This window comes from Variovorax sp. GW821-FHT09B01 (assembly GCF_059418345.1).
Window position 1 is genome coordinate 329,389 of sequence record NZ_JBWKPQ010000006.1, and the last position, 19,149, is coordinate 348,537.

At 70.6% G+C, this 19,149-nt stretch carries 14 protein-coding genes; 4 read left to right on the plus strand and 10 right to left on the minus strand.

Annotated elements, in window-relative coordinates:
• Window positions 1–102 precede the first annotated feature (102 nt).
• Window positions 103–1,827: a hypothetical protein gene (locus AC07RV_RS20560; protein WP_444814136.1), complete on the plus strand. Its 1,725-nt coding sequence runs from the start codon at window positions 103–105 to the stop codon at window positions 1,825–1,827.
• A gap of 129 nt (window positions 1,828–1,956) precedes the next feature.
• Here AC07RV_RS20560 and AC07RV_RS20565 read toward each other — a convergent pair whose 3' ends face one another.
• From AC07RV_RS20565 to AC07RV_RS20575, 3 genes are read right to left on the minus strand one after another with little or no spacing between them, the layout of a single operon-like run.
• Window positions 1,957–3,267 (minus strand): MFS transporter, encoded by a 1,311-nt coding sequence (locus AC07RV_RS20565; protein ID WP_296788968.1) that lies wholly within the window; start codon window positions 3,265–3,267, stop codon window positions 1,957–1,959.
• Window positions 3,264–4,691, minus strand: a complete 1,428-nt coding sequence (locus tag AC07RV_RS20570; protein ID WP_296788966.1) for an amidase — start codon at window positions 4,689–4,691, stop codon at window positions 3,264–3,266. The genes AC07RV_RS20565 and AC07RV_RS20570 overlap by 4 nt, the downstream gene beginning before the upstream one ends.
• A gap of 1 nt (window position 4,692) precedes the next feature.
• A complete protein-coding gene (locus AC07RV_RS20575; RefSeq protein WP_444814478.1) occupies window positions 4,693–5,451 on the minus strand; it encodes an aldolase in 759 nt (252 codons plus the stop codon).
• A gap of 226 nt (window positions 5,452–5,677) precedes the next feature.
• Between AC07RV_RS20575 and AC07RV_RS20580 the strand changes: the two genes are divergently transcribed.
• Complete coding sequence (locus AC07RV_RS20580; protein ID WP_296788964.1) at window positions 5,678–6,673, plus strand: AraC family transcriptional regulator; 996 nt, start codon at window positions 5,678–5,680, stop codon at window positions 6,671–6,673.
• On the opposite strand, the gene AC07RV_RS20585 is transcribed toward AC07RV_RS20580, so the two are convergent.
• The 4 genes from AC07RV_RS20585 to ilvB all read right to left on the minus strand — a co-directional run bounded on the left by AC07RV_RS20585 (window position 6,674) and on the right by ilvB (window position 13,676).
• A complete protein-coding gene (locus AC07RV_RS20585; protein WP_296788962.1) occupies window positions 6,674–7,414 on the minus strand; it encodes a 3-oxoacyl-ACP reductase family protein in 741 nt (246 codons plus the stop codon). It abuts the gene before it with no gap.
• An 82-nt stretch (window positions 7,415–7,496) separates the two neighbouring features.
• On the minus strand, window positions 7,497–8,075 hold the full coding sequence (locus AC07RV_RS20590) for a TetR/AcrR family transcriptional regulator (protein WP_296788960.1): 579 nt from the start codon (window positions 8,073–8,075) through the stop codon (window positions 7,497–7,499).
• Window positions 8,076–8,149: 74 nt separating this feature from the next.
• Window positions 8,150–11,695, minus strand: a complete 3,546-nt coding sequence (locus AC07RV_RS20595; protein WP_296788958.1) for an indolepyruvate ferredoxin oxidoreductase family protein — start codon at window positions 11,693–11,695, stop codon at window positions 8,150–8,152.
• A gap of 130 nt (window positions 11,696–11,825) precedes the next feature.
• The gene (gene ilvB / locus AC07RV_RS20600; protein WP_296788956.1) at window positions 11,826–13,676 is read right to left on the minus strand and encodes a biosynthetic-type acetolactate synthase large subunit; all 1,851 of its coding nucleotides are present in this window, start codon (window positions 13,674–13,676) and stop codon (window positions 11,826–11,828) included.
• Between the two features lie 122 nt (window positions 13,677–13,798).
• On the opposite strand from ilvB, the gene AC07RV_RS20605 reads away from it, so the two are divergent.
• The gene (locus AC07RV_RS20605; RefSeq protein WP_057595424.1) at window positions 13,799–14,236 is read left to right on the plus strand and encodes an Lrp/AsnC family transcriptional regulator; all 438 of its coding nucleotides are present in this window, start codon (window positions 13,799–13,801) and stop codon (window positions 14,234–14,236) included.
• An 89-nt stretch (window positions 14,237–14,325) separates the two neighbouring features.
• Here the strand turns inward: AC07RV_RS20605 and AC07RV_RS20610 are convergent, their stop codons facing one another.
• Complete coding sequence (locus tag AC07RV_RS20610; RefSeq protein ID WP_296788952.1) at window positions 14,326–16,107, minus strand: carboxylesterase/lipase family protein; 1,782 nt, start codon at window positions 16,105–16,107, stop codon at window positions 14,326–14,328.
• 330 nt (window positions 16,108–16,437) lie between these two features.
• On the opposite strand from AC07RV_RS20610, the gene AC07RV_RS20615 reads away from it, so the two are divergent.
• Window positions 16,438–18,405, plus strand: coding sequence for a sensor histidine kinase (locus AC07RV_RS20615; RefSeq protein WP_296788950.1), 1,968 nt, complete (start codon window positions 16,438–16,440; stop codon window positions 18,403–18,405).
• Window positions 18,406–18,424: 19 nt separating this feature from the next.
• Here the strand turns inward: AC07RV_RS20615 and AC07RV_RS20620 are convergent, their stop codons facing one another.
• Together AC07RV_RS20620 and AC07RV_RS20625 are read right to left on the minus strand one after the other, a co-directional pair.
• Window positions 18,425–18,862 (minus strand): hypothetical protein, encoded by a 438-nt coding sequence (locus AC07RV_RS20620; protein WP_296788948.1) that lies wholly within the window; start codon window positions 18,860–18,862, stop codon window positions 18,425–18,427.
• Window positions 18,847–19,104, minus strand: coding sequence for a hypothetical protein (locus AC07RV_RS20625; protein WP_057595408.1), 258 nt, complete (start codon window positions 19,102–19,104; stop codon window positions 18,847–18,849). The genes AC07RV_RS20620 and AC07RV_RS20625 overlap by 16 nt, the downstream gene beginning before the upstream one ends.
• Window positions 19,105–19,149 lie beyond the last annotated feature (45 nt).

The window sequence follows — 19,149 nt, forward strand, 5'->3', positions numbered from 1 at the left end:
AACCGTTCACGCTGAGCTTGTCGAAGCGCCGCGCGAGGCTTCGACAAGCTCAGCCCGAACGGTTCCTTTTGTAGCGCGATCCAGCCGGCCCCACGCGGCACAATGGTCCGCGTGCCGCTTCTTCTCCGCCTGTTCGCCGGCCTCGCGCTGGCCTCCCTCTTCGCCACCACTCACGCGGCCGAGCCGCTGCTGCTCGTCACCGCGCCCGCGGTGCTGCAGGCGGCCGAGAAGTCCGGCGCCGGCTTCGCCCACTGGCTGGCCGAAACGCCGGCCGCCGACGGCATCGCGAGCAACGAGGTGCTGATGCGCTCGAAGGCCTGGCGCTCCATCGCCGAGCCCCTCGGCGCCAGCCTCGCGGCCATCCAGCGCCGCGACAGGCAGGCCGGCGTGGGCATCGCCAAGTACCCGCACCGCCTGTTCGACGCGCGCTGGCTCGCGAGCCCCGATGCTTTCTTCGAACTCGTGGGCGTGGCCAACCGCATGGACCGCCGCCCGTTCCAGGACGGCGCCTGCGGCGAGACCCGGCTCGTGTACCGCCTCGCCTACCGCACGAGCGCGATGCAGTCGCGGCTGCCGATGACCGTCAACGTCGAGCTGCGCGGCGACGCGCCCGATGCCGATGGCGGCTGCGCCTCGGCCGTGAAGCGCTGGCAGCCGCCGCAGGCCGCGATGGCCGACGAGGCGCTGGGCCGCTGGCTGGTGTCGGCCGACGGCCCGCTCGCGCCGCAACGGCTCGCGCCCGCGCGCATCTACCAACTCACGGTGAACCTGCAGAGCGTGCGCTGGCCTTCGGCCGTACGGCCGGATCTCGGCGGCCATGCCGAGTACATGCTGCGTGCCTTCCGCTGGAATGCAGCCGCGAAGCGCTACGACGTGGGCCCGCTCGAGAACACGCCCGACGTCGCGAAGCTCAAGGCCAGCACGCCGCTGCGCCAGGAACTCAAGCAATGGCTTCGCCAGCCCGAGAACCTGCGCGCGCTCGACGAAGCCACGCTCAGGATCCCCGAGCGCTTCCTCGCCACCGAGGCCATCTCGGTCGCGCCGCGCGGCCTCGAGCGCCTCGCCAACCGGCCTTTCACGCAGCTCTTCGCCGAAAGCGAATGGCAGGCCGTGCCCGGCAGCCGCACGCTGCAGTCGCCGCAGGCCCTGCTGCGCCGGCTCGACGACCTCAGTTGCATGGGCTGCCACCAGAGCCGCGCGGTCGCGGGCTTCCACCTGCTGGGCGTCGATCGCCGCGGTGCCTCGCGCAGCTTCACGCCCGGCAATGCGCTCGCGGTGCCGCACTCGCCGCATCTGCAGGACGAGCTCGCGCGGCGCGCGCGCTACCTGCAGGCCGCGCTGACCACGCCGACGCCCGATCCCTTCCGGCCGCTGGCCGAACCACTCGATGCAAACACGCAATCCGAGCCGGCGATCGTTGGCGCGCGCTGCGAGCCCACGCGCATCACGGCCTCGCCCAACCCCTGGCTCGACCGCGCCGAGAAGCTGCCGCGCACCGCCTGCGAGGGCGCCGCCTCGGTCTGCGAGAAGACCTCGGTCGGCTTCCCGGGCGGCATGTGTTCGGGCCCCTGCGATCCCAGGGACCCGAACGGCACGTGCGGCGGCATCGCGATCCTCAGCGATTTCAACCAGTGCCTGGCGGCCAGGCGCCCCTTCGGCGAATGCCTCGCGAAGCACACGCGCCCCGGCAAGCTGCGCAGCTGCTCGGCCACCGCGCCCTGCCGCGACGACTACATCTGCGCGCAGGCCGAAGGCCAGCCCGAGGGGCGCGGGGCGTGCATCCCGCCGTACTTCCTGTTCCAGATGCGCGTGGACGGCCACTCCTGACTTTCACCCTCCCCCGCTGGGGGAGGGCCGGGGTGGGGGCACCGGGCGCATCCATCGCCCCGCCGCCGTCGACCGCCCGGTGCCCCCATCCCGACCTTCCCCCAGAGGGGGAAGGAGTTGGGGAAGGAGTCAACCCTCGTTCGCCGCCGGCCGCATCTTCCACGCCGACAGCGCCGCCACCGCCCCGAGCACCGCCACGTACGCCCCCACCGGCACGATGCTGCCGAACTTCGCGACCAGCGTCGCCGCGATGATCGGCGCCAGCCCGCCGCCGAGCGCGGCCGCCATCTGGATGCCGATCGAGATGCCCGAGTAGCGCAGCTCGGCCGGGAACTGCGCCGCATACAGGTTCGATTGCGGCGCGAACATCAGCGGATAGTTGAGCGCGAGCGCCACCACCATCGCCACCGTGTAGGCCGTGAGCGAGCCGCTGCCGATGGCCTGGAACAGCGGCAGCGCCATCAAGGCCAGCAGCGCGCCGCCGAACACGTAGAGCCGCCGCGCGCCGACACGGTCGGCCAGCCAGCCGAACAGCGGGATGGTCAGCACCATCAGCGACGAACCGAGCACCAGCGCATGCAGCGCATCGCCGCGCGAGAAGCCCAGCCGCGTGACCGCATAGGAGATCGAGAACACCAGGAGGGTGTAGATCAGCGTGACCTCGGCCAGCTTGCCGCCGATGGTCAGCAGCAGCGGCCGCCAGTGCGCCAGCACCACTTCGCGCGCGGGCAGCGCGGCGGTCTTGCGGTGCGCCTTCACGGCCTCGAACTCGGGCGACTCGTCGATGCGCGTGCGGATGAAGATGCCCACCGCGATCAGCAGCGCGCTAGCCAGGAACGGCAGCCGCCAGCCCCAGTGCAGGAAGGCGTCCTCGGGCAGCTGCGTGACCAGCGCGAAGGCGCCCGAAGACAGCAGCACGCCGATCGGCGCGCCCATCTGCGGCATGCTGCCCACCAGCGAGCGCCAGCGCGGCGGCGCATGCTCGACCGCCATCAGCATCGCGCCGCCGAGCTCGCCGCCGAAGGACAGCCCCTGGCCGATGCGCAGCAGCACCAGCAGCACCGCGGCCCAGAGCCCGATCGACTCGTAGGTCGGCAGCAGGCCGATCAGCACCGTGCAGATGCCCATCATCAAGAGGCTCAACGTGAGCATGGCCTTGCGGCCGAGCCGGTCGCCGTAGTGGCCGAACACGATGCCGCCGATCGGCCGCGCGAGCATGCCGCTCGCGAAGGTGCCGAAGGCCGCGAGCGTGCCGGTCACCGGATCGAAGTTCGGAAAGAACAGCTTGTTGAAGACCAGCGCGGCCGCCGTGCCATAGGCCAGGAAGTCGAAGCCCTCGATGGCGGTGCCGGCCATGGTGGCGGCGCCGACCTTCCAGACGCTCTGCGGCTTGGCGGCCGCGGGCGCTGCGGCGCCCACCGGTGTGGCGATGGTGTTCATGCGGGGTGCTCCTCGTTGTGGTCCTGAATCGATGCCGGATGGCGCCGGTGCCAGTCGGTCGCGCCCTGGTAGGCGCGGCCGGCGCGCAGCATCGTTGCCTCGTGCAGGTGCGCCGCCACGAGCTGGAAGCCGATCGGATGGCCCTCGGGCGTGAAGCCGCAGGGCAAGGTGAGCGTCGGATGGCCGCTCATGTCGTAGGGCGCGGTGAAGCGCAGCAGCTTGAGCAGGTCGCCTTCGTCGGTGCCCAGCGTGGCCATGCGCGCATTGCTGAAGCCGGCGTCGCAGGTCACGGGGATCGCGAGCAGGTCGATGTCGCTGAACAGCTTGGTCAACGCGCCGCGGAAGTTCAGCCGCTGCATCAGCAGCTTCTGCAGCTCGATGCCCGACTGCGCGCGGCCCACTTCGATGAAGCCCGAGAGCACCGGGCCGTAGCGCTCCTTCTGCGCCGGATAGGTGGCCTCGTGCGCGGCCGCCATCTCCACGGCCGAGAAGCGCAGCCAGCCTGCGATCACCTCCGACGGATCGGGCAGCCGCACCTCGCGCAAGGTGGCGCCCAGCCCCGTGAGCGTGGCCAGCGCCGCCTGCATCGCGGCGCGCGTGGGTGCATCGACGTCGCGTGCGATGTGGTCGGCATCGATGCCGATGCGCAGCCCCGCCACGCCCTGGGCCGACAGTGCCAGGTAGTCGGGCACGGCATCGGGCAGCGCGGTGGGATCGTCGTCGTCGGCACCGGCCAGTGCGGCGAGCATCGCCGCCGCATCGGCCGCGCTGCGCGTCATCGGCCCCACGTGGTCGAGCGAGGCCGAGTTCTCGAACACGCCGAAGCGCGACACGCGGCCCCAGCTCGGCTTCAGGCCCGTGAGGTTGTTGGCCGCGCAGGGAAAGCGGATCGATCCGCCCGTGTCGGTGCCCAGCGAGCCGAAGCACAGGCCCGCGGCCGTGCCCACGCCCGAGCCGCTCGAGGAGGCACCGGGCCACTGGTCCGCGTTCCACGGATTGACCGGCGCGACGATGCTGCGGTGGTGCTCGGCGAACGCGCCCTCGGTGTGCTGCAGCTTGCCGAGGATCACGGCGCCGGCCTCGCGCAGCCTGCGCACCACGGTCGAGTCGCGCTCGGGCCTGAAGTCGGCGTAGACCTCGGTGCCGTTGGCGCAGACCACGCCGGCCGCATGGCAGTTGTCCTTGACCGCCACCGGCACGCCGTGCAGCGGGCCACGCCAGCCGCCGCGCGCGATCTCCTCCTCGGCACGGCGTGCCTCGGCGCGTGCGCTCTCGGGCATGGTGCGCGCATAGGCATGCAGCGCGGGGTCGACGGCCTCGATGCGCGCGAGCAAGCGCTCGGTCAGCTCGATGGGCGACAGCGCGCGCTCGCGCAGCCGCTGCGCCACCTCGGTCAGTTCCAGGAAATGCAGGTCCTCGCTCATCTCAGATCTCCTTGGCGTCGAGTTGCCGCGCGAACATCGCGAAGCTGGCTTTCACGATGCTGGGCTGCAGCAGGAAGTCGTGCGATTCGCGTGCCAGCGCCGGATCGACCAGCTTGAGCCGCCCGTAGGCGCTCTGCGCGATCAGCTGGTTGCGCACGGCGCGCTCGATCAGCACCGAGAGGTAGAGCGACTCCTCCACGCTCGAGGTGGCGGCCAGGAAGCCATGGTTGGCCAGCAGCACGCAGCGCTTGGAGCCGAGCGCGGCCGAGATGATCTCGCCCTCCACGTCGGCGATCGGCAGGCCCGGCCATTCGGCGAGGAAGGCGCAGTCGTCGAAGAAGGGCGTGGCGTCCATGTGCGCGACCTGCAGCGGCTCGCCGGTCATCGACAGCGCCGACACATAGGGCGGATGGGTGTGGATCACGCAGTTGACGTCGGGCCGGCGTCGGTACACCCAGAGGTGGAAGCGCACGGCCGGGTTGGGCACGCCGCGGCCCTCGAGCACGCGCAGCGAATCGTCGATGCGCATCACCGAGTCCGCGCGGATCTCGCCGAACGCATGCGCCAGCGGCGTGGTGAGGAAGCTGCCGTCGGGCTGGCGCACCGTGATCTGGCCGGCCAGGGTTTCGGAATGGCCCTCCTTCGCGAGGATGCGGCAGCTCAGCGCGAGCTTCTCGGCATCGCTCCAGTGGCCGACGGTGAGGCCGTCGAGCTTCAGGGGCGCGTCGGCGGAGGGGGCGTCTGTGACGGTGGGGTTCACGCGGTTTTCCTTCATCGGTGGTCGATGGCCGCCAATGTAGGAAGCGATGCCGCGCCGGGCCTTGCGCCTGCGCGCACGCGCATTGATCCAGCGCGCCAACGCGACGAGCCCCCGATCCCGCCCGCTAGTGGAAAGTCTCGATGTGCGGCCGCGGCGCGCCCTCCAGACTGCGGGCGCGGACCGCCCTTGGCACGAACCGTGCACGCGGCCCGGTTCCCACCCCACCATGCACCACGACCCGACCCCGCACCTGAGCTTCGCGCCGCACCTGCGCCCCTTCTACCCGGGCGACCTGCGCGGCTACTCGACCACGCTCGACGCACTGGTCTACCCCGGCGAACTCAGCGTGCAGCACAGCCATCCGCGCATGAACCTCGAGGCCTGCCGGCTCGTGGGCGGCGGCATCGCGGTCAGCTTCGATTCCACGCCGATGCAGGTGCGCCATGCGGCGGGCCAGTCCGGCCACGACGGCGCGGGCGAAGTGCTCGCGATGATCGCGGTCGACGGCCAGGGCACCATCGAGCAGGCCGGCCGCCGGCTGCCCTTCCGCAAGGGCGACATCGTGTTCCGCACCACGCGGCTGCCCTCGACCTGCGCGCTCGACGAATCGGGCCGGCTGGTGCAGCTGCGGCTGCCGGCCGGGCGCTTCTTCGGCATCTATGCCGACCTGCGCGACAACTTCGAACCCTCGCTGGCGCAGCCCGGCTCGATGCTGGCCGAGTCGGCGCGCCAGCAGCTCGACCGCCTGTTCGCGGTGCAGGCGCAGCCGCATCCGGCGCTGGCCTATTTCTCGGAGCAGTCCTTCGTCTCGCTGCTCGCGGCCATCTACTGCGAAGCGGTGGCCGGCGCGCCGCAGGCCGGCGATGCCGGCGCGGCCCGGCGCCATGAGCGCGACCGCTGGCAGCGGCTCGCGGCCTATGTCGAGGCCAACCTCTGCGACCCCGAGCTCTCGGTCGAGGCGATCGCGCGCGAGCTGTGCATCTCCAAGCGGCTGGTGCACCGCCTGTTCGCCACGCAGCAGACGCAGTACGGCGCCTACCTGCGCGAACGCCGCCTCGAGCGCGCGGCCGAGGAACTGGCCAACGAGCGGCTGGCGCAACTCAGCGTGACCGAGATCGCGTTCCGCAACGGCTTCAACGACCCCAGCCATTTCAGCCGCGCCTTCCGCGACCGCTTCGGCACCACGCCGGGCGGCTACCGCACGGCCCGCCCGCTCGCCTGATCAGGCCAGGTAGCCGCCGTCCACCGTCAGCGCCGCGCCGGTGACGAAGCTGGCGTCGGGCCCTGCCAGGTAGGCCACCATGCCGGCGATCTCGCTGTCGTGCCCCATGCGGCCCAGCGCCATCAGCGGCTCCAGCCGCTCGCCGTACTCGGACTTCGGCGCCATGTCCGTGTCGGTCGGCCCGGGCTGCACCACGTTCACCGTGATGCCTCTGGGCCCGAGGTCGCGCGCGAGGCCGCGCGCCATCGAGGCCACCGCGCCCTTGGTCATCGCATAGACCGACGAACCCGCGAAGCCCACGCGCTCGGCCACCACGCTGCCCGTGATGACGATGCGCCCACCGCGCTCCATGTGCTTGAGCGCCGCCTGCACCGCCACGAAGGCCGAGCGCACGTTGACCGCGAACATGCGGTCGAAGTCGGCGAGCGCGTAGTCCTCGACCAGGCCGCCGACCAGGATGCCGGCGTTGTTCACCAGCAGGTGCAGCCCGCCGAAGGCCTCGGCCGCGGCGTCGACCGCCTGCCGCACGGCCTGCGCATCGGCGCTGTCGGCGCGCAGCGCGAGCGCGCGGCCGCCCTGCCCTTCGATCTCGGCCACGAGCGCGCGCGCCGCCGCGTCCGACGACGCATAGGTGAAGGCCACGGCCGCGCCGTCGTTCGCGAGCCGCCGCACGATGGCCGCACCGATGCCGCGCGAGCCGCCGGTCACGAGGGCGGCCTTGCCGGAGAGAGATTTCGTCATGTCGACTTCCTTTTTAACGGATCGATTGATCCAGAATAGAGCAAAAAAAAGCGCACCCGAAACCGGGCGCGCACACAAGCATTCAACGCAGGCCGCGCATCGCCATGCGCGCGATGTCGCGCAGGTCCTCGACCGAAGCGCCGCCGCGCCCCGAGAGCTTGAGCCCCGACAGCGTGGCCATCAGGAACTGCGCGGCCGCGCGCGGCGCGAGCGCGGCATCGATCTCGCCCGCGGCCTGCGCCTCGCCGATACGGCCCTCGATGGCCGACTGCAGCATGCGGCCCGCGGTGTCGGTCAGCAGGCTCACCTCGGCATCGCCGCGGCCGAACTCGCAGACTGCGCCGATGCCCATGCAGCCCGGCTGGCCCTGCGCGCCGAAATGCGTCGCCATGCCGTCGAGCATGGCCGCTAGCCCCGCGCTCGGCGAGGCCGCGCCATGCAGCGCGCGGATGTGCTGCGACACATGGCCCACGGCGTACTGCTGCAGCGCCTCGAGGTAGAGCCGGCGCTTGTCGCCGAAGGTGTCGTACATGCTCTGGCGGCTGATGCCCATGGCGGCGAGCAGCATCTCGGTCGAGGTGCCGTCGTAGCCGTGGTCGCAGAACACGGCGATCGCGCCCTGCAGGGCGGCGTTGCGGTCGAAGGCTTTGGGTCGGGCCATGGCGGGCGAGTCTAGCGATTCCGGATCACCCTGTCCAAAACAGGTGATTCCGGAATCGCCTTCGCCCTTCCTCCTCAGGCCGGCACCGCCTCGCGCGCCACCGCGCTCGCCTCCGCGCGCGGCGCCACGAGCCGCGCGCGCAGCGCATCGCGGCGCACCTGCGCGGCAGCGATGCTCGCCTCCTTCACATGGCCGTAGCCGCGGATCTGCTCGGGCAGCTTCGCGAGCGCCAGCGCCGTGTCGGCATCGACCTCGTCCCAGCGCGCGAGGATGTCCTCGATGCCCGCGCGGTACTCCTCGATCAGGCGGCGCTCCGTGCGGCGTTCCTCGGTGCGGCCGAAGGGATCGAAGGCCGTGCCGCGCAGCCGGCGCAGCGCGGCCAGCACGCGGAAGCCCTGCAGCATCCACGGCCCGAAGGCGCGCTTGACCGGCCGGCCCTGCGCATCGCGCTGGCCGAGGATCGGCGGCGCGAGGTGGAAGCGCAGCTTCGGCGTGCCCTCGAATTCCTGCTGCAGCTTCTTCATGAAGGCGCCATCGGTGTACAGGCGCGCGACCTCGTACTCGTCCTTGTAGGCCATCAGCTTGAACAGGTTGGCCGCCACCGCGCGCGTGAAGCGGTCGCCGCGGCCGCGGGCCTGCTCCACGGCACGCACCCGCGCCACGAAGTCCGAGAAGCGCCGCGCATAGGCCGCGTCCTGGTAGGCCGTGAGGAAGGCCGTGCGGTCCGCGAGCAAGGCATCGAGCCCCTGCGGCAGCTGCAGCGCCACCGGCTGCGCGGGCGAGGCCTCGCGCGCCACGGCCGCGAGGTCGAGCGCGGCGCGCCGGCCCCAGTGGAAGGCCTGCTGGTTGGCCTTCACGGCCACGCCGTTGATCTCGATCGCGCGCAGCAGCGCGGCCGAACTCAGCGGCACATAGCCCTTCTGGAACGCGAAGCCCAAAAGGAACAGGTTGGCCGCGATGGCGTCGCCCATGAGCCGGGTCGCGAGGCCCGTGGCGTCGATGAAGTCGGCCTTGCCGGCCACCGATTCCTCGATCAGCGCGCGCACCTGGCCGGCCGGGAAGGTCCAGTCGGGGTCCTGCGCGAAATGGCCGGTCGGCTGTTCGAAGGTGTTCACCAGCGCATAGCTGCGGCCCGGGCGCATCTTGGCGATGGCGTCGGGCGCGCCCGCGGTCAGCATGTCGCAACCCAGCACCAGGTCGGCCTCGCCGGTGGGAATGCGCTGCGCCTTGAGCTGCGCCGCGTCGCGCGCCAGCCGCACGTGCGAGGTCACCGAGCCGTTCTTCTGCGACATGCCCGTCATGTCGAGCACGCTCGCGGCCTGGCCCTCGAGGTGCGCGGCCATGCCGATCAGCGCGCCGATGGTGATGACGCCGGTGCCGCCGATGCCGGTGATCAGGATGTTGTGCATGCCCTCGATCGCATGCACAGGCGGCTCGGGCAGCGCCGCGTCGGCCTCGGCGCCGCGCGCGGCCACCGGCTTGATGCGCCGCGGCTTCACGCCTTCCACGCTCACGAAGCTCGGGCAGAAGCCCTTGACGCACGAGTAGTCGGCATTGCACGCGCTCTGGTCCACGCGGCGCTTCAGGCCATGGGGCGTGGGCTGCGGCAGCAGCGAGGTGCAGTTCGACTGCTCGCCGCAGTCCCCGCAGCCCTCGCACACGGCCTCGTTGATGTACACGCGGTGCGAGGCCTGCGGGAACTCGCCCTTCTTGCGGCGCCGGCGCTTCTCGGCCGCGCAGACCTGGTCGTAGATCAGCACCGACACGCCCTCGTAGTCGCGCAGCGTGCGCTGCACCGCGTCCATCTCGTCGCGGTGGTGGACGGTGAGGACGAAGCCGCCGCCATCGGCCGGCAGCGGCGAGCGGTCGCGCCAGCGCGTCGGATCCTCGGCCACCAGCGCGATGCGGCGCACGCCCTCGGCCGCCACCTGGTGCGCGATGCGCGGCACGCTCACGGGCCCGTCGACGGGCTGGCCGCCGGTCATCGCCACCGCGTCGTTGTAGAGGATCTTGTAGGTGATGTTCACGCCCGCGGCCACGGCGGCGCGGATCGCCATCGAGCCCGAGTGGTAGTAGGTGCCGTCGCCGAGGTTGGCGAACACGTGGTTGCGCTTCGAGAACCAGGCCTGGCCGAGCCAGGGCGCGCCCTCGCCGCCCATGTGGGTCGTCGTGCGGTTGTGCTCGGGATAGATCGCGGTCGCCATCACGTGGCAGCCGATGCCGGCCAGCGCCAGGCTGCCCTCGGGCACCTTGGTCGAGGTGTTGTGCGGGCAGCCCGAGCAGTACCAGGCCGGCCGCGCCGGCGTGGCCACGGCCTTGCCGAGCACCACGTCCTTGGCGTCGAGGATCGCCAGCCGCGTGCGGATCATGTCGCTGGTGTGGAAGCGCGCCACCCGCGCGGCGATCACGCGCGCGATCTGCGCCACCGAGAAGTCGGCCGTGGCCGGCAGCAGCCACTGGCCGCGCGGATGCGCGCCCCATTCGCCGCGCTCGTCGAACTTGCCGATCACGCGCGGGCGCACGTCCTCGCGCCAGTTGTAGAGATGCTCCTTGAGCTGGTACTCGACGATCTGGCGCTTCTCCTCGATCACCAGGATCTCGTCGAGCCCGTCGGCGAACTCGCGGATCGAGTCGGGCTCCAGCGGCCAGGGCATCGCCACCTTGAACACGCGGATGCCGATGCGCGCCGCCTCGGCCGCGTCGATGCCCAGTTCCTCGAGCGCTTCCAGCGCATCGCGGTACGACTTGCCCGAGGCCACGATGCCCAGCCGCGCCGAGGGCGCGTCGATGGTCACGCGGTTGAGCCGGTTGGCGCGCGCATAGGCGATGGCCGCGTAGATCTTCGCGTCCTGCATCAGCGCCTCCTGCTTGCGTGCCTGCACGCCCAGCGTGTCGGTCGACAGCCGCGCATGCATGCCGCCCGCGGGCGCCACGAAGTCCTCGGGCAGCAGGGTGCGCACGTTCTGCGCGTCGGCCGGGATCGAGCCCGACGATTCCACCGTGTCGGCCAGCGCCTTGAAGCCCACGGGCAGCCCCGCGAAGCGCGACATCGCGAAGCCGTGCAGGCCCAGCTCGATGTACTCCTCCACGCTCTGCGGATAGAGCATCGGGATCATCGAGGCCGCGAACAGGTGGTCGCTCTGGTTCGGCAGGGTCGAGGAATAGGCGCCATGGTCGTCGCCCGCCACCAGCAGCACGCCGCCATGGGGCGAGGTGCCCGCGTGGCTCATGTGCTTGAAGACGTCGCCGCAGCGGTCCACGCCGGGCGCCTTGCCGTACCACATGGCGAACACGCCATCGACCGCGCTCTCGCCTGTCAGGTGCACCTGCTGCGTGCCCCAGACGGCGGTGGCCGCCAGTTCCTCGTTCACGCCGGGCAGGAACTTGACGTGGTTGGCATCGAGGTGCGGCTGCGCCTTCCACAGCGCCTCGTCGAGCCCGCCGAGCGGCGAGCCGCGATAGCCGGAGACGAAGCCGGCGGTGTTAAGGCCGTTGGCCTGGTCGCGCCATCGCTGCACGAGCATGAGGCGCACCAGTGCCTGGATGCCGCTCAGGTAGACGCGGCCGGACGTGGAGGTGTACTTGTCGTCCAGCGAGACGCTGGCGAGATCGTGGGACATGAAAGAAGGCTCCGGTAAGAGTCGCGAGAGATGCCCGTTCGGCCACCGGTAAGCGGCCTGCGGGCGGAACACGCGCCGCGGGTAAGCGGCGCGCGCTGGAGAAGATAGCGCAGCGCGGAGGATCGTGGGCTCAGGCCTCCTTCGGCTGGTACCAGCGGTCCTTGGCCAGCATCACCTCGTTGTGCGCCGCGCCGGCCGGCATCATCGGAAAGCAGTTCTCCTGCGCCGCCACCTGCACGTCGAGGAAGAACGGCCCCTCGCTCGCCAGGCATTCGGCCACCGCCGCGGGCAGCTCGGCCGGATCGCTCACGCGCCGCGCGCCCCAGCCGAAGGCCTTGGCCAGCGCCACGAAATCGGGCAGCGCCTCGTTCCAGCTGTGGCTCAGGCGGTTGCCGTGGTTGAGCTCCTGCCACTGGCGCACCATGCCCATGTAGCCGTTGTTGCACAGCACCAGCTTGACCGCCGCGCGATGCTGCACCGCGGTCGACAGCTCCTGGATGTTCATCAGCACCGAGGCGTCGCCGCTCACGCACACGGCCAGCGCCTCGGGATGCGCCACCTGCGCGCCGATCGCGGCCGGCAGGCCGTAGCCCATGGTGCCGGCGCCGCCCGAGGTGAGCCAGCGGCGCGGCCGGTCGAAGCGCAGGTACTGCGCGGCCCACATCTGGTGCTGGCCCACGTCGGTCGAGACGATGGTGTCGCGCCCCGTGTCGCCGATCGCCTGCTGCAGCGAGGCCATGAGCCGTTGCGGCAGGATCGCGTCGGCGCGCGGCGCGAAGCCCAGGCAGTCCTCGGCGCGCCAGCCTTCGATGCGCTGCCACCAGGGCGCGAGCCGCGCGGCCTCGAAGCGCTCGGGCAGCAGCGCGAGCAGCGCCTCGAGCACTGCCGCGCAGTCGCCCACCATCGGCACGTCGACCTGCACCACCTTGTTGATGCTGCTCGGGTCGATGTCGATGTGGATCTTGCGTGCATGCGGGCAGAAGCGGTCGAGCTTGCCGGTCACGCGGTCGTCGAAGCGCGCGCCCACGCAGACCACGAGGTCGGCCTCGTGCATCGCGAGGTTGGCCTCGAGCGTGCCGTGCATGCCGAGCATGCCGAGGAAGGCCGGGTCCGAGGCCGGGAACGCGCCCAGCCCCATCAGCGTGAGCGTGCACGGCGCATGCAGCCGCCGCACCAGCTGCGTGAAGGCCTCGCAGGCCGCGGGGCCGGCATTGATGAGACCGCCGCCGCCATAGAGCACCGGCCGGCGCGCGGTCGAGATCAGGTCGGCCGCGCGCTGCATGCAGGCGCGCGGCGGCACCGGCGAGCGGTGCGTGCGCAGCGGCCGCGGCACGGGCACCGGCGCGCCCTGCCCCGGCAGCGCGAGCTGCACGTCCTTCGGCACGTCGAGCAGCACCGGGCCCGGCCGGCCCGCGGCCGCGATCTCGAGCGCGCGCCGCACCATCGTCGGCACCTCGTCGGGCGTGCGCACCTGGTGGTTCCACTTGGTCACCGGGCGCGACATGCCCAGCGCATCGCTTTCCTGGAAGGCCTGCGTGCCGATCACCGCGGTCGACACCTGGCCGCTGATGCACAAGAGCGGCACCGAATCGCTGATCGCGTCGAGCAGGCCCGAGATGGTGTTGCCCACGCCCGGACCCGAGGTGACCAGCACCACGCCCACGCGGCCGGTGGTGCGCGCATAGCCCTCGGCCGCGTGCACGGCCGCCTGCTCGTGGCGCACCAGCACGTGGCGCAGCCGCGGCTCGCCGTGCAGCGCGTCGTACAGCGGCAGCGCGGCGCCGCCCGGGTAGCCGAAGATGGTGTCGACGCCGCAGGCCACCAGCGTGTCGAGCAGCGCCTCGGCGCCGTTGCGCACGCGCGGCGCGGTGTCGATGGCGAGCGCGGCATCGAGGGGCAGGTCGGTGGCCGCGCCGATGTCCGAAAGATTTTCGGCATCCAGCGTCAGGGCGAGGTCGTTGGGGAGGTCGAGCAGTCTCATGCCGTCAATTCTTCCGGGTTTGAGGCAGAATTTGCTTCTGATTTTTGGATATTCAGGCCTCAAACATGAAAATCAATCGCAAATCTTCGCAAGATGACGAAGGACTTTTCGACAAGATCGACATGGCGATCCTCCGGGTTCTGCTGCTCGATTCGCGCAAGACCCTGCAGGACATCAGCGCCGAGGTCGGCCTCTCGCCCACCAGCTGCTGGACGCGTATCAAGAAGCTCGAGGCGCAAGGCGTGATCAAGCGCTACACGGTCGACATCGATCCGGCCAAGCTCGGCTACCAGGACTCGGTGATCGTGCAGGTCACGCTCGAGAGCCACACCGACGAGACGCTCTACGACTTCGGCCGCACCCTCGCGACCATCCCCGAGATCCAGGAGGCCTACCTGGTCTCGGGCGACTACGACTACTACATCCGGATCGCGGTGCGCGACACGCGCGACTACGAGCGGCTGCTGCGCGAGAAGCTCTACAAGATCCCCGGCATCCGGCACAGCAAGTCGCACTTCGTGCTGCGGGTGCTGAAGGAAGCGAGCATGCCGATCCTGTGAGGCCGAGGAAAAGCCGTTCGGGCTGAGCCTGTCGAAGCCTTGCGCGAGGCTTCGACGAGCTCAGCCCGAACGGGTTGGGTTGGGCGCGTCTACTGCTGCACCGTGATCGCCTTCGCCGTCAGCGAGGCATCGAAGTTCAGCATCGCCGGATACTGCGGCCAGTTCACGCCCAGCGCCGCGTTGTTCGGATCGCCGCCGCGCGCGAACGCCGCCAGGCTCTTCATCATCGCGTCCGACAGCTGCAGTCGCCCCGGCTCGTTGGCCTTCGAATTGGCGAACTTCGAATAGAGCGACGGCCCGAAATTGCCGAACACGAACGGCAGGTCGAAGGTGTGGGCCGCGCCGAAGATGTCATTGAACGGCGCCGGCGACTTGTCCCAGTTGAACTGGTACCACCACAGCGGCACCTTCTGCGCCGCGAGCACCGGAAAGATCTGCTTGCGCAGCGCGATGAAGAAGTACTGGTTGTAGAGGTCGGTGCGCGCGTTGAAGCCGGTCACCGGCGTCGTCACCGGCAGGTACTGGCCCGGGATCCACTGCTCGAGCGAGGTCGCCGGCGCCGCGTTCGGATCGTAGTTGTAGGCCATCGAGAACACCGTCGGGTCGTCGAGCAGCCGGCCGCTGATGCCGCCGAAGGCGGGCGAGGTCGCGAGGTTCTGCGGGAACAGCTTGGTCTCGTCGCGCGTGTAGCCGGCCAGCACCGGCACCTTGAGGAACTCGCCCGCGTTGATCGCCGCGATCGGGTTGGTCGGCACCACCACGCCGTCGTTGAGCGGATTCGACGCCGACAGCCCCTGCGGCGCCAGCTTGTTGAGCACGGTCTGCAGCAGCGTGTCGGCGCTCTTCGAGCGCAGGTAGGCCGCGAGGTCGGCATTGCTCTGCGACGCGATGTAGGCGGTGGCCGCCGCCGTGTCCTTCACCGTGCCGTCGGCCACCAGCAGCGCCGCCAGCAGCGCGTTGTTCTGGTTCGGCACCGTGGTCGCGGTGGCGACACCGCCGCTCAGCGGCACCAGGCGCTGGAACAGCGCGGGCTTGGTGTTGACCACCAGCGGCGAGACCATCAGCGCATAGATGTTGACCGCGCCGGCCGACTGGCCCATCAGCGTCACGTTGCCCGCGTCGCCGCCGAAGCGCGCGATGTTCGCGTTGACGAACTTCATGCCCTTGATCAGGTCGAGGATCGCGTAGTTGCCCGAGTCGTCGTTCGCATCCACGCCGGCCTTGAGCTGCGGCGAGGCCAGGAAGCCGAGGATGCCGAGCCGGTAGTTGATCGACACCACCACCGCGTTGGCCGCCTTCGCGAGCGCCGCGCCGTCGTAGACCGGATCGCCGGTGTAGCCGGTGATGTTGCTGCCGCCGTAGACGAACACGATGACCGGCAGCTTGTCGGTCGCGGCCGCGGTCGAGGGCGTCCAGATGTTGAGGTACAGGCAGTCTTCCGAGCCCGTGGTCTTGCCGATCGAGCTGCCGATGGTCTCGTCGTAGCGGTTGTTCTGGCCCGGGCCGTAGAGCCGGCCCGTCTGCGCGCAGGCGTTGCCGAGCTTCTGCGTGGTCTTCGTCGCGGTCCACGGTTCGGGATCCACCGGCGCCTTCCAGCGCAGCGCGCCGACCGGCGGCTTGGCGAAGGGCACGCCCTTCCAGCTGTAGGTGCCGTTGGTCGCGGAGTCGTCGTTGCCCTGCACGGGTCCGTAGGCCGTGGTGCGCAGCACCGGGGACTGCGCGGGCGGCGTGTCGGGCGGCGGGTTGCTCGTCGTGGGCGGGGGCAAGGCCACGAAGCCGGCACCGCCGCCTCCACCGCCGCCGCAGGCCGTGAGTTGCAGCAGGGCGAGAACGGCGCAGGCGGCACCGGCGCGCAGAGGGCGAATCGTCATGAAGTCTCCTGTTTTTTCCAGTGGTGATGGCCGCCGGTCCCAGGGACCGACGACCATCCACGAGTCTCGGCACGGTCGGCTCCGATTCCAATGTGGCGCGCGCACACCTTTGGCCCGCGTTCTATGTGAGGGCAAGGGCCGCGGAGGCGATAGCGCGCCGATAATTGCCGTCGACCCGCGAAGACGGGACAACGAACCGGCTGCCAGTGCGCGCGGCCGTTCGATCGGGGAGAAACCGGCGGCCCACGGGTGCGCCCCTCGCTGCAAGCGGCCGGCGCCCGACCGGCGCACGCCGCGAGCCGACAGCGAGTTCCAAGGCGCAAGCGTTCGATGAGACAGGGCAACAACGACGGCGGGCGAGCCGGTCGGAGGATCGCGGCCTTCTGGCGCGCGCTGCCGCTGATCGTGCTGCTGCTGTGCTGTGCGCGCGCCTCCGTCGCGGCGCCCGTGCTGCCCGGCGACCAGCCCATCCACATCACCGAAGCCGAGCTGCAGTCGGTGCCCGGCTCCGGCTTCACGGCCCCGCCGCTGCTGTCGGTCGATGCCGAACTGCCGCGCGGCGGCTGGAAACCGGTGGGCCTGCCCTACACCGCCGACCGCGAGCTCGTGCCCACCGCTTCCAGTGGCATGCGCACCGTCACCGACTGGTACCGCCTCGACCTCGGCAGGCTGCCGCCCTCGGCGCAGCCGCGCCTGCTCTACCTGCCGCGCTGGAAGACCCTGGGCCACATCGCCGTGTACGGCGACGGCGTGCTCATCTACCAGTCGCACGGCAGCCCGATCCACAACGGCTACAACCATCCGTTGCTGCTGCCGCTCAATCCCGCGGCCCAGGCACCCACGCCCGCGTCGGTGCTGATCCGCGTCGACCGGCTGCGCAACAGCGGCAGCGGCGTCTCGACCGTGTGGGTGGGCCACGAGGAAGACCTGTCCTGGCGCTACCAGGCGCGCCATCTGCTGCAGGTGCAGCTGCCGTTCATGGGCAGCGCCGCCTTCCTCGCGGTCGGCGCCTTCGCCTTCGCCGTGTGGCTGGGCAAGCGGCGCGAGCCGCTCTACCTGCTGTTCTTCGCCATCTCGGCGGCGGCCTTCCTGCGCATGCTCCACTACTACGTGGGCGGCAGCTACATCCCCATGTCGGACGACTGGTTCGAGTGGATGACCGTGGCCAGCCTGCTGTGGCTGATCCTGTTCGTCCACCTGTTCCTCGAGCGATTGCACCGGCAACCCTCGCCCTGGCTCACGCGGCTGTCGGTCGGTCTCGTGCTGGCCTGCAACCTCGCGACCCTGCCCCATGTTTCGCGATCGATCGTCAGCCTCTACCTGTTCACCCCGCTGCTCAACCTCGCCGTGCTGCCCGTGGCCGTGCTGATCTTCTCGATGAACCTGCGCAAGGCCTACCGCGTGCAGTTGCCCGAGGGCCGGCTGGTCGCGGCCTGGACCATGATCGCCGTCGCGTTCACCGGCTACGACGCCCTGCTGCAGAACAACATCCTGGGCCCCGAGAGCGTCTACACCTCGCCCTACGCCATCATCGGCCTGTTCTTCGTCTTCTCGTACATCATGTACCTGCGCTACACCGGCGCCTTCGCCGAGGTGGCGCGGCTCAACAAGGGCCTGGCGCACCGGCTGAGCGAGCGCGAGGACGAGCTCAAGCAGAGCTACGAGCGGCTGCGCGTGGTGGAGAACGAGCAGATGCTCAACGCCGAGCGCCGCCGCCTCATGCAGGACATGCACGACGGCCTCGGCTCCTCGCTGATCGGCGCCATCCGCTCGGTGGAGCAAGGCAGCATGAGCGACGCCGGGATCGCCGACATGCTCAAGGCCTGCATGGACGACCTCAAACTCGCCATCGATTCCATGGAGATCGTCGACCCCGACCTGCTGCTGCTGCTCGCGACCCTGCGCTTCCGGCTCGCGCCGCGCATCGAGGGCGCCGGCATCGCACTGCGCTGGGAGGTGCAGCCCGTGCCGCCCCTGCCTTGGCTCGACCCGGGCAGCGCGCTGCACATCCTGCGCATCATGCAGGAGTGCATCGCCAACGTGATGCGCCACACGCGCGCCACCACCCTGCGCGTGAGCACCGCGGCCACCGACGAGCTCGTGTGCGTGACGATCGAGGACAACGGGCCGGGCTTCGACGTGGCCGAGGCGCTGCAGCGCGGCGGGCGCGGGCTGCGCAATCAGCAGCAGCGCGCGCGGGCGATCGGCGGAACGGTGGGATGGCAGTCGGGCAGCGAAGGCACGCGCTTCACGCTGTGGCTGCCGATCGAACGCGAAACCGCGCCCGCCACGGCCTGAGCCTCGGCCGCGCTGTTGCTCAGAGACGTGCCGCGGCGTTCGGCTGACTCGGCAGGCGCAGCGTGCTGGCCTGGGCATCGGGCGGGCACGGTGCATCGGAGTAGACCGCATCGCCTTCGGGCATGACGCACTTCTGGACCTCGATGAAGGCCGGGGCCGCCTTCTTCACGGTCGCTTCGGCGCTGGCCATCGCGGTGTCCATTCTGGCGATCGGTGGCACGACGGATGCGCGGACCGATTCGACCGGGTTGTTGTTGTCGATGATCGACCTGGGCGCCTTCACCTGCTCCGGCATGATCGACGGCGGCAAGCGCGGCGCACGCCCGGCGCTTTCGCGCACCAGGCTGCTGAGCGCGAGGTAGAACAGGAACACCGCGAGCAAGGCGACGCCCAGTCCCACGGCCCAGTACCTGGGCGCGCGAACGGCGCGCAGCGATTCCGTCAGCGGCGCGGCCATGCCAGACCTCCGGACTGCAATGCGCCCGCCAGCTTCGCGATGCCACCCGTGCCGCTCGCGGCCCGGCCGATCAGCGCACCACCGGCCGCCCCGGCGACGATGCGCGTGAGGAACGAGCGGCTGCGGCCGGCTGCCAGCAGCAGCAACACGCCGGCGCCGAGCACGATCAGATGCTCGCCGGGATAGTCGGCGCGGGCGGCGTCGACCTGCTTGAACTTGTCGATGGTTTGTTCGAGGGTCATGGCTGAAGGTCCTTCTTTTCTTCAGCCGTTCTAGTTACGCGCGCC

Coding starts and splice junctions, on each gene's coding strand:
- AC07RV_RS20560 (WP_444814136.1), top strand. CDS start 103: ATGGTCCGCGTGCCGCTTCTTCTCCGCCTGTTCGCCGGCCTCGCGCTG.
- AC07RV_RS20565 (WP_296788968.1), bottom strand. CDS start 3,267: ATGAACACCATCGCCACACCGGTGGGCGCCGCAGCGCCCGCGGCCGCC.
- AC07RV_RS20570 (WP_296788966.1), bottom strand. CDS start 4,691: ATGAGCGAGGACCTGCATTTCCTGGAACTGACCGAGGTGGCGCAGCGG.
- AC07RV_RS20580 (WP_296788964.1), top strand. CDS start 5,678: ATGCACCACGACCCGACCCCGCACCTGAGCTTCGCGCCGCACCTGCGC.
- AC07RV_RS20585 (WP_296788962.1), bottom strand. CDS start 7,414: ATGACGAAATCTCTCTCCGGCAAGGCCGCCCTCGTGACCGGCGGCTCG.
- AC07RV_RS20590 (WP_296788960.1), bottom strand. CDS start 8,075: ATGGCCCGACCCAAAGCCTTCGACCGCAACGCCGCCCTGCAGGGCGCG.
- AC07RV_RS20595 (WP_296788958.1), bottom strand. CDS start 11,695: ATGTCCCACGATCTCGCCAGCGTCTCGCTGGACGACAAGTACACCTCC.
- ilvB (WP_296788956.1), bottom strand. CDS start 13,676: ATGAGACTGCTCGACCTCCCCAACGACCTCGCCCTGACGCTGGATGCC.
- AC07RV_RS20605 (WP_057595424.1), top strand. CDS start 13,799: ATGGCGATCCTCCGGGTTCTGCTGCTCGATTCGCGCAAGACCCTGCAG.
- AC07RV_RS20610 (WP_296788952.1), bottom strand. CDS start 16,107: ATGACGATTCGCCCTCTGCGCGCCGGTGCCGCCTGCGCCGTTCTCGCC.
- AC07RV_RS20615 (WP_296788950.1), top strand. CDS start 16,438: ATGAGACAGGGCAACAACGACGGCGGGCGAGCCGGTCGGAGGATCGCG.
- AC07RV_RS20620 (WP_296788948.1), bottom strand. CDS start 18,862: ATGGCCGCGCCGCTGACGGAATCGCTGCGCGCCGTTCGCGCGCCCAGG.
- AC07RV_RS20625 (WP_057595408.1), bottom strand. CDS start 19,104: ATGACCCTCGAACAAACCATCGACAAGTTCAAGCAGGTCGACGCCGCC.